Below are 14,066 nucleotides of genomic sequence, written 5' to 3'. Positions count from 1 at the left end.
TTTAATAAAATAGTTTTTATAGTTTATTTAACACTATTTTTAAAATATTCCATCAGATCTTTTTTATCGGGGAAAAACCCTTCCCAAATTTCAAAGGAGGCAAGAGCCTGGTTGACAAGCATGTCAAGGCCGTTTATTATTACTGCCTTTTCAGATTTTGCTTTTATAAGAAACATGGTTTCAGCCGGCTTGTAAATCATTTCAAATACAAACTTGTCTTTTAAGCACCAGTTTTCCGGAACAGGCATATTTTCAGAACCACTTAAACCATCCATACCTACAGATGTGCAGTTTACCACAAGATCTATTCTTTTCAGATCCTCACTCCCCAGATATTTTAGATTCTCCAAAATTATTATTTCTTCATCAAAATATTTCCTTAGCCTATCCTTCAGTTCAAATGCCCTGTCTGCAGTCCGGTTGAAGAGATAGATTTTTTTCATCTTTTTTTTCAGCAAACCAAGAACGGTACTTCCTGCGGTACTTCCTGCGCCCAGAACAAGAGCACACGAATCTGTAAAATTAAATTCTTTTTCCTCAAGTGATTTGATAAAACCATCAAGATCTGTATTAAAACCTTCGTAGATATCCCCGGTTCTGACAACCGTATTGACAGAATTTATGATTGATGCATCTCTGCTGATTTTATCCAGATAAGGAATTATATCTTTTTTAAAAGGCATTGTAAGATTAAAACCTTTAAATTTCAGAATTTTAAAGCATGATACACATTCTTTAAAGTTATCAGGTTTTATTTCAAAAGCAAGATAAACTGAATTAATTGAATTCTTCTTAAACAGATAATTGTGTATTACGGGAGAATAGCTATGCCTGGCAGGATAACCAAGAAGCCCGTAAATATCTGTATACCCATTAATGTTTTCCGGCATTTTTTAATTATTTGTTTTTAATAAATGATCTTAAATTCGCTAAAATCAAACCGGCCTGCATATTCACTGATTTTTGCTTCGCTTACAAATGCAAATGAGGGGCCTTTTTTTACTTCACTGATAAATTTTTCAAGATCTTCTCCGGTACCGCAGCAGATTATTTCAAGATTCCCTTCATGAGTATTTCTAACAGTACCTTTTATATTATATCTCAGTGCCCTTGCTGCGGCAAAATTCCTGAAACCAACTCCCTGAACTCTTCCTTCAAGTAATATTTCAAAGCATTTAGGCATTTTGCATCCTTTTCCTTATTATTGAAAATAAATTTATATTCCCCAGTCCTTCAAGAAGAATAATATCATTGGGGTTTGCTTCTTCTGTAAAAAATTCATAGTTTTTTCTTTTTATTTTTATTTTCTTTACTTTAAAAAGTCTTGGCATTGTTCCCGGTTCAAGTATTTCAAGGACTTCACCTTTTCTGAATTGATTTTTTACCAGGATTTCCGAACATCCGTCTTCTGAGAATTCTTTAAAACAAATACCTGTAAACTTAAAATCCTGCTTTATTTTAACATCTTCATTATTTTCAAGCTCCTCAAAAGAGTCCAGAAACATAAAGCCCTCGGTGTAATCCCTGTGGCTGCATTTGATTAATTCTGACATTAAAAAATCTTTGTTTTCCTTATTGAACTTTCCTTCAGCTATAAGATCCAGGGCCTTTCTGTACACCCAGACAGTCTGTGCTACATAGCTTTCTGTTTTCATTCTCCCTTCGATTTTTAAAGCAGATACTCCTGCCTCTACAAGATAATCCAGTTTTGGCAAAAGACAAAGATCTCTTGAATTATATATGTATGTTCCGTCAGTTTCCTGTGTGATATTATAGAATAAATTAGGTCTTTGTTCCTCCATAAGATAATATTTCCATCTGCAGCTATGTGCGCACTCTCCTCTGTTGGCATCGCGATTTGTCATATATTTGCTGAGCATGCATCTGCCTGAATAAGATATGCATAAAGAACCGTGAATAAAGACTTCAATTTCTATTTTGGAATTCTTAACCAGCTCCCTTAAATCATTATATCTTATCTCCCTTGCTATATTTATTCTTCTTGCTCCGGCTTTTCTGTAGTGATCCACCGTCAGATGATTTGTAGTGCTTAACTGAGTGCTCATATGAATGTTTGCATCCGCAATATATTTTCTTATTACCGGTATCAGTCCGGGATCTGAAACAATATAACCGTTAAAGCCAATGTCTTTGATGCTTTTAACATATTCTTCAAACTCATCAAGCTCATTTTCAAATATAATCGAATTTAAAGTAAGATAAGCTTTTTTACTCCTGTCATGTGAATATTTTACCGCTTCTTCAAGCTCTCTGATGCTGAAATTGCTTCCATAGCTCCTCAGGTTAAATTTTCTGCCACCAAGATATACTGCATCTGCGCCATACTCCAAAGCATACTTTAAAACAGTCATATCAGCTGCAGGCACAAGCAATTCAGGTAATTTTCTATTTTCCTCTAAAAACCGATACTGATACTCCATCGCCAATATCCAAAAATATTGTTTTCAGCAAACTGCTGTTACTTACATGTTTAACAAATTCTTTTAATCCGGTTACACTGTTTTTATCATGTTCTTTTATATAATTGGAAAATATTTTTTCACTGAAAAAAACATTGTCAGCAATAATACAGGCATCTTTGCTTAATTTATTTTGCAGCAATTCAAAATAATCAGGATATTCAAATTTTGCAGCATCAATAAAAACAAAATCAAAACAACCTTCAAGTTCAGGTATTATTTTTAATGCATTTCCATTAATAAATAAAACCTCTTTTTCCGGAAAACTTGAAGAAATAAATCTTTCAGCTTTTTTAAGGCGTTTCTTATTAAGATCTATTCCCGTGTACGAGCCTTTTCCAAGATTTTTAATTATATAATAGGTTGAATAACCTTCACCGCAACCGATTTCCAGAATATTCTCAGGTTGTTTTAAAAATATAATTGTTTCAAGAAGTCTCCCCACATCATTGCTAATGACAGGTATTTTGTTGTCTTTTGAAAAATCAGCTATTTTTTTTAAGGATTCTTTTTCAGATAAAAAATTTTTAAGTTCTTTCATTGATTTTGTGTGCTGCCGATATTCTGATTATGTTCCTCAAGTGTTGTTGAGAAAGAGTGCTTATGGTTTTCCTCATCGGTAACTACATAATACAGATAATCTACATCTGCCGGAGATAATGCCGCTTTTATGCATTCAAGGCCCGGATTACAGATAGGTGTCGGCGGCAGTCCGGCATATATTCTTGTATTATATGGCGTATCTGTTTCAAGGTCGCTTTTTGTAAGAGGCTCATCCCATTTGTCAAGATAATAACTTAAGGTTGCATCTATTCCAAGAGACATTCCTATTTCAAATCTGTTATGTATTACTGCAGATATAAGCTCTCTTTCTTCCGGAATGTATGCCTCCCTTTCAATCATGGAAGCTATTATGAGAATGTCATAATAATCAAGATTTCTGTCACTTAATTCAGTAAAATCAAGACTGCTTGTTTCAAACTGATATTGTGACAGCATCATTTCGATTATATTTTTTAAAGTATATTCCTGTAATATTTCATAAGTTTTTGGAAAAAGAAATCCTTCAAGTGTTTCAACGAATATTTCATCATTTTTTAAAAAATCATAATCATAGTTTCGGGGAATAAGGTTATCATCAATATCCCGGGAGGAAATATTTGGAATTTCGCTCAGTATCCTTTGAGCGATCTGGTCAACTGTAAAACCCTCCGGAATTGTCAGCTTGTACGATATTATGGCCGGTCCTCCCGATATTGCATCGAGAACTTCACCATAATCAGATAATGTAAGCAATTTATAGCTTCCGGGAAGAAGTTTCTTCTCCATATTTTTTTCTTCAACATAAAGTTTGAAAAACAGGGCATCATCTACTATTCCATTTGTTTCCATCAGTTCTGCTATCTGTGTAAGATTCATGCCTTCATTTATCACTATTTCTTTTTCAATGCCTTTTTCAATTGTCTTTTCTGTTTCAGAACGGGCAGAATCAAAAATTTTACAAGAAACATTAAAAACCATCAGAACAGATAACAGACAGACAAATATTAAAATAATACAAGTAAAAGTATTTTTTTCTTTTTTGATCATCATCTCAAATTTTCCTGTAATGTTTTTAATATTTTTAATTATTGCCTGAAAATATAAATAAAATTTAAAGCATCATTTGCAGGATTTGCTTAAATAATTCTCCAAAATAATGGCAGCAGCAAATTTATCGATATCTTTTTCTGTGTTTTTCTTCAGCTCTCTTAGTTTATTTTCAGAAATCTTTGTTGAAAATCGTTCATCCACAAGTTCAATATTCATATTTATTTTTTTACTTAATTCTTTAAAATACTTTCTTACTCTAAGTGCCTGTTCACCTTCCTGTCCTTTGAGACTTAAAGGAAATCCGGCAATTATTTTGTTTATTTTTTTTTCATTGATTATTTTTATAAGTGTTTTGTGAAAATTATTATCATTTTTTTCAACAGAATACGGGATTGCAATTATTCCAAGATCATCTGTTAAAGCAATTCCAAAATTTTTTTCTCCAAAATCTATTGCAAGAATCTTCATTATTTCAGACCAAGACAGTCTTTCACCATCTTCAAAGCAAAATCAGCCGCTTCCCCGATCTTTGTGCTATCTGAACCTCCCGCCTGGGAAAATTCAGGTTTTCCTCCTCCTCCGCCTTTTATAATTTTTGCGGCTTCCCTGGCAATTTTAGAGCAATCAATGCCTTTGTCTGTTATATCAGGGGTGCAGGAAAAAACAAGCATGGGTTTGTTGTTGACAATATTTGAAAACACACAGAAAAATCCTTTTCTATAAAATTCTTTTAAATCATCGGTAAGAATGCCCAGATTTTTAATATTAAGGTCATCCCCAAATTCTGAGCATGAAAAATCATATTCAAAAATTTTATAATCTTCGGATGCATTTTTTCCATATTTTTCAAAGATTCTGTTTTTTGCACCGATTATCAGCAATCTATTGTATTTTTCATTTTTTGCTTCAAGTTCGGTTTTTAGTTTGTCAATTTTTATTTCAATCTCATCTATGTCAGCATTTAATTTATCCGATATATTCTTTAATATTTTTTCACTTGCGCTGAAATATCCATAGGAATATGTTCCCGTAACTGCTTCTATCCTTCTTAAATTTGTACCGATACCGGTATCAGACAGGATTTTAAACAACCCTATTTCACCGGTTCTTTTAACATGTATTCCTCCGCAAAGCTCCCGGCTGTAATTGCCGATTTCTACCACTCTTACAAATCGTCCGTATTTTTCTTCAAAGAGTGCCATTGCGCCTATTTCCTGAGCATATTCCCATGAAGTCTCAAAAATTTTTACAATATCATTATCGGTTATTTTTTTGTTTATCAGCATTTCTGCTTTATCAATAATATCTTCTTCATATTTACCAAAAAATTTGTAATCAAATCTTAGTCTTTCATCAGAAACAAAAGAGCCTGCCTGTTCTACTTCGCTGCCAAGCAGGCTTCTTAAAGCCCAGTGAAGAAGATGAGTGGCAGTATGGTTTCTGCTTATATTTTTTCTGAAGCTTATGTCGACTTCTGCATGTATATTATCTCCGACCTTAAAACTTCCTTTCCTGACTATTCCTTTATGGATTATAAGGCCCTCAAAAGGGATTATGGTATCATTTACTTCAAACAAATGACCGTTCCGGGAAGACGATATTGTTCCCCTGTCTCCCACGGCACCTCCTCTTTCACCATAAAAAGGAGTTTTCCGTATTACAATTTCACCTTTCTGCCCTTCCTGCAACACATCTTTTTCTTTTTTAAAAGATTTTTCGTCCACAACTATTTTTAAAATAACAGTATCTGAAGAATCATGCTCATAACCTATGAATTCATTTTCGGCCTGCGACTTTAGATTTCTATAAAAATCCAGGTATTCGTTAATGCTCTTATCAAATCCGGTTTTTTCTTTTGATTTTTTTATATGGTTTTTCATGAATTCATTAAATCCGGCAATGTCAACCGACAGATTACTTTCTTTTAATATTTCTTCAGTCAGCTCAACAGGAAAACCGTAAGTATCATAAAGACGGAATGTATTTTCAGGACTTAAAATGGTCTCTTTTTTTTCTTTTAATTCAGAAATATTCTGTAAAAGAATCTTCATGCCATCCTTTAGCGTATTTGAGAATTTCTTTTCTTCATCGTGTACGACCTGAAAAGAAATTTCTTTTTTTGATTCAAGCTCAGGATAAGCTTCCCCGTAATCATCTATTATAACTTTTCCTATTTCATTCAGGAAATAATCTTTTATATTAATAAGTCTTCCATATCTTATTGCTCTTCTGATTATTCTTCTCAGGATATATCCCCGTCCTTCATTTGAGGGCATTACTCCATCGGAAATCAGAAAATAAATTGCCCGGCAGTGATCGCTTATTATTTTCTTTGCTCTTGTTTTTGTTTCATCTTCATAGTTGTTTTCACTGATGCCATCAGCAATTTCAGAAATTTTCGAAATAATATTCTTGAACAGAGGAGTATTAAAAACCGAATTACTTCCATTCAATGCAGAGTATATTCTTTCCAATCCCATGCCGGTATCTATATTTTTATTAGGCAGATCAAGATATTCCCGGCCATTATAATTGTACTGCGTAAAAACAAGATTCCATATTTCTATAAATCTGCTGCAGCCACAACCCGGGTTGCAGTCATTTCTGCCGCACCCTGTGTCAGGGCCGAAATCATAGTATATTTCAGTTGAAGGACCGCACGGGCCTGTATCCCCTGCCGGCCCCCAGAAATTGTCTTTCATACCGAATTTGTATATTCTTTCCCCGGGTATTCCGTTTTCCATCCAGTAATTTTCAGCTTCCTTGTCCATGGGAAGATCTCCATAACCGCCAAAGACAGTTATCCATAATTTGTTTTCAGGAATTTTTAATATATCTGACAGAAACCTGAGAGCCAGTGCAATAGCTTCTTTTTTAAAGTAATCCGCAAAAGCAAAATTTCCAAGCATCTCAAAAAAGGTCAGGTGCCTATCCGTTTTACCGATGTTTTCTATGTCGCTGGTTCTGAAAGATTTCTGTACCGTTGAAATTCTGGGAAAAGGCGGTTTTTTGACGCCCAGGTAATAAGGTTTGAACTGCTGCATCCCTGCTGTAGTCAGCAATACGCTCGCATCATTATCAGGTATAAGACTGGAAGACGGCAGAATCAAATGATCATTTTCTTTGAAAAAATTTAAAAACTCTTTTCTTATATCCATAACTTTATAAAAATAATTGAAATGCTTAAAAATATCAATAATAAATAAATTGTACTATCTAAGCCTGGTATCTGTTAACACTTATTCTCCAAGCTAAATATTAATAAATTTATATAAAACAATACCCCATATTAACGTAATTGATTGAAGTTTTTATGCCCTACCCGAAGTAAGGCGGATTCCTACCTGCCGATTAGTAAGTCCCTTTAAAGGGCATTTACACCACAGTCAGAGTAAAGACTCCCAAAGTTAATTTGTTGGCATTAAAATTAACTTCAATTACTATTAACACAGGGTACAATAAAATGTTAGCATAATTGAAATTCTAATACAATCTGTGATATTTCATTGCTCGGGATCAGTTTCTTCACATTTTATATGCAATTCCTTCAGCTGCTCAGAGCTTACGGCTGATGGTGTTTCGGTCATCACATCAAAGGCTGACTGGGTTTTCGGGAAAGCAATTACTTCCCTGATGCTTTTAAGTCCGCCCAGAAGCATTGCAAATCTGTCAAGACCAAGCGCTATGCCGCCGTGAGGAGGAGTTCCATACTCCATGGCACCGAGAAAAAAACCGAAATTCTCTTTTGCTTTTTCCAAATCGACATTTAACAATTTCAATATCCTGGTCTGCATTTCGATATTATTTATCCTCACGGAACCGCCACCAAGTTCATTTCCGTTAAGGATAATATCATAAGAAACAGATTTTACTTTCAGGGGATCTTTATCAAGATATCCGGCCGTTTCTTCCGAAGGCATTGTAAAAGGATGATGCATGGATTTATATTTTTTTTCCTTCTGATCCCATTCAAATAAGGGAAAATCATATACCCATAGAAAATCAAATAAATCCTCGCTGATCATTTTTAATTTTACACCTATCCGGGTTCTTAGTATTCCAAGAACTGTACAGGCTGTTTCAAATTTGTCGCTTATTATAAGCAGCAGATTTTTTGGCTTTAATGACAAACCGGAAATCAGGGCTGATTTTTCCTTTTCAGATAAAAATTTTGCAACCGGAGACTGAAAATTCAGGTTTTCATCTACTTTTATCCATAACAGTCCGCCGGCACCATTCTTTTTGGCAGTCTCAACAAACTGATCGAGGTCTTTTCTTGAAAAATCTTCACTATTTTCAACACAAAGACATTTTATGACTCCTTCATTCTGCAAAGCATCTTTAAAGATCTTGACATCTGAATCTTTAAAATAATCAGAAATATCTTTTATCCTTAGTTCAAACCTTGTATCCGGTTTATCTGAACCGTATTGAGACATTGCCTCTTCCCAGGTAAGTTTTTTAAAAGGAATTTGTATTTCCTTATCCAGGACATTCAACATTATGTCCCGTATCAGTCTTTCGATCATTGAAGTTATATCTTCCTGCCTTACAAATGACATCTCAAGGTCAATCTGAGTGAATTCCGGCTGCCTGTCCGCTCTCAGGTCTTCATCCCTGAAACACCTTGCGAGCTGGAAAATTCTGTCAAAACCTGAAAACATAAGTATCTGCTTGAAAAGCTGGGGAGACTGAGGAAGAGCGTAAAATTTATTAGGATTAAGCCTTGAAGGAACAAGAAAATCCCTCGCACCTTCAGGCGTGCTTTTACCGAGTATCGGTGTTTCAACCTCAATAAATCCATTGGACTGCAGGAAATTTCTTGTGGCATACATGATCCTGTTTTTTAATCTCAGATTATTCTGCATCTCAGCAGTTCTCAGATCAATGAACCTGTATTTCAGCCTGGCAAGTTCATCAACACTTTCACGATCATCAAGATTGAAAGGCGGTGTCTTTGATGTATTGAAAATAATTAATTTGTTTACAAAAACTTCAATATTTCCTGTGGGAATTTCATTATTTACTGTTTCTTCAGATCTCGGCCTGATTATTCCTTCTGCCTGTATGGCAAATTCAGTTCTTATTTCTTTTGCAGCTTCATGCGCATCCTTGCCAAAAGAAGGATCAAAAACCAATTGTATGATACCGCTGAAATCTCTTAAATCAACAAATATAAGCTTTCCGTGATCCCTTCTTTTCCCTACCCAGCCGCAAAGACTGACTTTTTTATCAGCATCTTCTGCATTTAACAAGCCGCAGAGATTGCTTCTGTATGCTGTCCTGAAAGCTTCTTCATTTTTTATCATCAGATTTACTCCGTTTTTTTAAGGAAATTTAATATCTTTTCTTTTTCAGAATCCCATTCAAATTCTTTCTGAGAATATTTTTTCAGATTTTTTATTTTTACGCTTTTTCTTCTGTATTCATCTTCGCCGACTATGATCACATTTTCATACCCGTTATTTTGCGCAAATTTTATTTCTTTGCCAACACTTTTTATATTGAAATTCGTATCACAATAAATATCCCGGCTTCTTAGATATCTGAGAAGTTCAAAAACATATTTGTCATAGACAGAATCCATATTTATTATATAAGTCTTATTTAAAAATTTCATTGAATCAGGTAATTTTATTCCAAGCTCCTTCATTAAAAGTACTGTGCGTTCCAGACCTATGGCAAAACCGACTGAACTGATTTCAGGACCGCCGAATTCTTTAATAAGGTTATCATAACGCCCTCCTCCGCCAAGAGCATTCTGCGCGCTGTTTATATCTGAAGATATTATTTCAAAAATCGTCCTTGTATAATAATCAAAACCCCTGACAAGATTTTTGTTGTGCACATAATCCACTTCAAGAACATCCATTAAGGATTTTATTTCATTAAAATGCTTAAGACAGTTTTCACAAAGATTGTCGCTTATTTTTACAACGTTTTTAAGAACTTCTCTGCATGTTTTTACCTTACAGTCAAAAATCCTTAAAGTATTTTTACCTAACCTGGAATTGCAGTCCTGACAAAGACTATCTTTTACGGGTATCAGCTGATCTTCCAGCATTTTTACATATTCGGCACGACAGTCAGCACATCCTATGCTGTTTACATAAAGAGTAAGATTTCTAAAACCAAGTTTTCTGAACAATTCATACAGAAGCCATATGACATCTGCATCGATTGAGGGACTATCGCTGCCGGCAGATTCAACTCCTATCTGACAGAACTCCCTCATTCTTCCTTTCTGAGGTCTTTCATACCTGAACATGCTGCCTATGTAGAATAATTTTAATGGAAGATTTCCCGAGTAAAGCTTGTTTTCAACAATTGCACGCACAACAGATGCCGTACCTTCAGGCCTTAAAGTCAGAGACCTGTTTTTTTTATCGGAAAATGTGTACATCTCTTTCTGGACAATTTCAGAATTTTCACCGATTCCCCTGGAAAAAACTTCGGTATGCTCAAAATGAGGAGTTATTATTTCAGAATAGTTAAATATCTTAAAGAGACTTCTGGATGTTTCGGTAAGGAAATCCCTGTACTTTATTTCTTCGCCAAAATAATCCTCGGTTCCTCTCGGTGAGTTGTATATCAATTAAAATCCTCCGAATCCCCGTTATTTAGAAAATAATTATTTTTCAATTCATCTTCCAAAGTCGTTTCATCTCCATGCCCCGGCAGAACAATCAGATTCTTGTCCAGGGTTTTTAACAAACTTAAACTTGTTTTCATTTTTGCCGAATCTCCTCCGGGAAGATCCGTCCTGCCTATGGAATCCTTAAATAACAGATCTCCGGTAAAAAGATATCCGGCATATCTGATAATTATACTTCCCGGTGTATGTCCGGGTGTAGTTATTATATCGATTTTTTTTGAAAGAAAATCTTTTGTTTCCATTCCGTATAAAATCTTATAAGTTTTTAATAATAATGTATTTACATTAAAAAAAGAAGACAGATTTTTACCGGGGTTGTTTAATATTTCTTCTTCGTTCTGATGAATATATACCGGAATGTTATAATAGTCTGCAACCTTGTCTGCAGCCCCTATATGGTCAAAATGACAGTGTGTCCCGATGATAAAATCAGGGCCTTTTTTTCTTTTATCCAGATATTTGATTATTTTTTTGCTGTCTGAGCCGGGATCAATCAGAAAATCAATACCGTTTCCGTAAACCATATAACAATTGGTATCAAAAAAATCAAGTTTTATTTTTACTATTTCAATATTATTCATTTCAATATTATTCATATTATTCATTTTCAACCCCTCGGCAGAACCCTGTATACATCGTAAACGGAATCTATATTTCTCAAATTATTTATTACATCCTTAAGTATATATTTATTGCTTACTTCGATTGTAAATTTGAATTTTGCAAAACCATTTTTCCTCTGAGTGCCGCCGGATGTTGAAATGATGTTCAAATCATATTCACTGATGGTATTTGTAATATCCCTTAAAAGCTTTGTCCGGTCAAGAGCTTCGATTTCTATTTCAACATTAAACCTTGACGGAGCATTTTTATCCCAGCTTACTTCTACTATCCTTGCCTTTTCATTTTCTACAAGATTCTTTAAATTTGTACAGTCAGCTCTGTGCACAGATATTCCTCTGCCTCTTGTTATATAGCCAACTATTTTATCACCCGGAACCGGATTACAGCATTTGGCCATAAAAACAAGAACGCCCTCCATGCCTTTTACCTTTATGCCGGTGCTGGGTCTTCGTATATCTTCTTTCTGATGAATATCGTCAAGAGTCATTTCCCTTGGCTGTTCATCCTGCTGATTCATTTTCTTTATAATTTTTGTAAATACCTGATGGGCTGAAACCTTGTGGGTTCCAACATTTCTAAACAATGTTTCAGCTTTTTCAAAATTCATCTCTTTTGCTACTTCTTCAAAAACATCCATGCTGACTGTTTTAAAAGATAATCCGTTCTTTCTTAAAAGCTTCAGCATTATCTCTTTCCCCGAATTAAGAGATTCCTGTCTTTCTTCTCTGGAAAACCACTGCTTGATTTTATTTGTGGCTCTTGAAGTTTTTACAATATTCAGCCAGTCTCTGCTTGGCCCTTTTGGTGTTTTTGAAACGATAATTTCAACAATATCTCCATTCTCCAGCATTGATTCTATGGGAACCATCTGTCCGTTTATTTTAGCCCCTATGCAGTTATGTCCGATATCTGTATGAACAGTATATGCAAAATCTATTATGGTTGATTTTCTCGGAAGGTTGAGGACTTTTCCTTTGGGAGTGAAAACAAATACTTCGTCCTCAAACAAGTCGAGTTTTAATGACTCCATATAGTCCTGAGGATTTTTCAATTCTTTCTGCCAGTCAAGCAGCTGCCTTATCCATGCTATTCTCTTGTCAAACTCTTCCACTTTCAAATCATTTTCTTTATATTTGTAGTGCGCTGCTATACCGTATTCCGCTATCTGATGCATTTCATCTGTCCTTATCTGGATTTCGAGAGGCACTCCTTTCTTGCCGATCACTGTTGTATGAAGAGACTGATACATGTTAAATTTCGGATTTGCCACATAGTCTTTAAATCTTCCGGGTACAGGTTTCCAAATTGAATGTATTATACCCAGTACTCCGTAACAATTTTTGACATCATCAACTATTATTCTTATTGCTATCAGATCAAATATATTGTCAAAAGTTTTGTTTTGTACTGTAAGTTTGTTATATATACTGTAATAATTTTTTACCCTTCCGCTTATTTCCGCCCTGATTCCCATTTCATCAAGCTTGCCTTTTATTATACTTATGGCATCATCAATAAATTCTTTTCTTTCCTCTATCTTTTCATTAAGCATTACTTTTATTTTTTCATACTGCCTTGGGAAAAGATACTTGAAGCTTAAATCTTCAAGCTCAGATTTAATCTGAAAGATTCCCAGCCTGTGGGCAATGGGCGCATAAACTTCGAGAGTTTCTATGGATTTAAGATGTATCTTTTCTTTGGGGAGAACTGTCAGCGTACGCATATTATGAAGTCTGTCTGCAAGTTTTACCAGAATTATCCTTACATCTTCGGACATGGCTATTATCATTTTTCTCAGGTTTTCTACCTGTTTTTCTTCCTTTGTATGAAAAATAATTTTATCAAGTTTTGTCACGCCATTTATTATCCTTGCGATCTCTTCGCCAAATTCGTCTTTTACTTTATCAATCGAAAAATCAGTATCTTCAACCAGGTCATGAAGCAATGCGGCAATTATTGAAGCCTGGTCCAGTTCAATGGAGGCAATTATTTTTGCAACTTCAAGGGGATGTATTACAAAAGGTTCTCCCGATATTCGAAACTGTTCACCATGATATTTCTTTGAGATAAGAAAGGCCTTTTTTATAAGTTCAGTATTGATGGATGAATTAAATGTCTTTGCAACCCCTATAATTTCATCAAACAGCTTGTCTATAACATTATTTTTCTCTACGGTTTTTTCAAGCTCATCTAATGAAATCTCTTCTTTAATAGGTTTTATTGTTTTTTCACTTTTATTCATTTTCTATATTTTCTTGCAGCCGCCGACTATTATTTATAAAGTAAATCCAAAACTACCAATTGTAAATAGGATACACCATTATAGGAGTTTTCATCCAGATAATAAAGTATGGAGACGTAATCATCTTTTTTTATTGTTTTTAATTTTTCCTGCGATTTAACATCAAGATTAAACATAACTGCTCTGAAGGCGATGCCGGACTGCTGCAATAGCAACCTGACATGTCTGCCGTCTTTCAGAAATCTCAGCTCTCTGATCCGGCAGTCTCTTGTGACCATGGAAGGTCTGGGATTGCCGGTTCCGAAAGGTTCCAGCTCTTTTATCTCTTTATATAAGCCTGCTGATATATCCGCAAAACTGATTTCACAATCGTATCTGAATTTTTTCTGTATCTGAAGATCGTTTATATTCTTTACTGCAATATCTTCCATTTTTTTCTTAAAGGCATGATACAGAGCTTCAATATCGCCGC

12 protein-coding genes and 1 other RNA gene are annotated in these 14,066 nt (G+C 34.7%); all 13 read right to left on the bottom strand.

Annotation, left to right across the window (positions count from 1 at the left end; translation table 11 throughout):
• Positions 1-23: 23 nt before the first annotated feature.
• Positions 24-890 (bottom strand): shikimate dehydrogenase, encoded by an 867-nt coding sequence (gene aroE / locus GXZ93_01885; GenBank protein ID HHT78541.1) that lies wholly within the window; start codon positions 888-890, stop codon positions 24-26.
• Positions 891-907: 17 nt separating this feature from the next.
• On the bottom strand, positions 908-1,183 hold the full coding sequence (locus GXZ93_01880; protein HHT78540.1) for an acylphosphatase: 276 nt from the start codon (positions 1,181-1,183) through the stop codon (positions 908-910).
• Positions 1,176-2,447, bottom strand: coding sequence for a U32 family peptidase (locus GXZ93_01875; protein HHT78539.1), 1,272 nt, complete (start codon positions 2,445-2,447; stop codon positions 1,176-1,178). The genes GXZ93_01880 and GXZ93_01875 overlap by 8 nt, the downstream gene beginning before the upstream one ends.
• On the bottom strand, positions 2,407-3,021 hold the full coding sequence (locus GXZ93_01870) for a methyltransferase domain-containing protein (protein ID HHT78538.1): 615 nt from the start codon (positions 3,019-3,021) through the stop codon (positions 2,407-2,409). The genes GXZ93_01875 and GXZ93_01870 overlap by 41 nt, the downstream gene beginning before the upstream one ends.
• Entirely contained in the window at positions 3,018-4,073 is a 1,056-nt protein-coding gene (mltG, locus tag GXZ93_01865; protein ID HHT78537.1) for an endolytic transglycosylase MltG, read from the bottom strand. Before mltG ends, GXZ93_01870 begins: the two co-directional genes overlap by 4 nt.
• Before the next feature lie 69 nt (positions 4,074-4,142).
• Complete coding sequence (ruvX, locus tag GXZ93_01860) at positions 4,143-4,541, bottom strand: Holliday junction resolvase RuvX (GenBank protein ID HHT78536.1); 399 nt, start codon at positions 4,539-4,541, stop codon at positions 4,143-4,145.
• Entirely contained in the window at positions 4,541-7,231 is a 2,691-nt protein-coding gene (alaS, locus tag GXZ93_01855; protein HHT78535.1) for an alanine--tRNA ligase, read from the bottom strand. Before alaS ends, ruvX begins: the two co-directional genes overlap by 1 nt.
• 119 nt (positions 7,232-7,350) lie before the next feature.
• Positions 7,351-7,531, bottom strand: a non-coding RNA gene (ssrS, locus tag GXZ93_01850) — 6S RNA.
• Between the two features lie 45 nt (positions 7,532-7,576).
• Entirely contained in the window at positions 7,577-9,382 is a 1,806-nt protein-coding gene (gene aspS, locus GXZ93_01845; protein HHT78534.1) for an aspartate--tRNA ligase, read from the bottom strand.
• 5 nt (positions 9,383-9,387) lie between these two features.
• Positions 9,388-10,668, bottom strand: a complete 1,281-nt coding sequence (locus GXZ93_01840) for a histidine--tRNA ligase (protein ID HHT78533.1) — start codon at positions 10,666-10,668, stop codon at positions 9,388-9,390.
• Positions 10,665-11,333 (bottom strand): MBL fold metallo-hydrolase, encoded by a 669-nt coding sequence (locus GXZ93_01835; GenBank protein ID HHT78532.1) that lies wholly within the window; start codon positions 11,331-11,333, stop codon positions 10,665-10,667. The genes GXZ93_01840 and GXZ93_01835 overlap by 4 nt, the downstream gene beginning before the upstream one ends.
• 2 nt (positions 11,334-11,335) lie before the next feature.
• Complete coding sequence (locus tag GXZ93_01830) at positions 11,336-13,594, bottom strand: bifunctional (p)ppGpp synthetase/guanosine-3',5'-bis(diphosphate) 3'-pyrophosphohydrolase (GenBank protein ID HHT78531.1); 2,259 nt, start codon at positions 13,592-13,594, stop codon at positions 11,336-11,338.
• Positions 13,595-13,623: 29 nt separating this feature from the next.
• Positions 13,624-14,066: hypothetical protein (locus tag GXZ93_01825; protein HHT78530.1), on the bottom strand; the 443-nt coding region annotated here is incomplete at its 5' end.

This window comes from Actinomycetota bacterium (assembly GCA_012837825.1).
In the GTDB taxonomy this organism is placed as follows: Bacteria; Actinomycetota; Humimicrobiia; order Humimicrobiales; family Humimicrobiaceae; genus Humimicrobium.
Note: the sequence above shows the minus strand (reverse complement) of the source record. Positions and strands in the feature narration are given on the sequence as shown.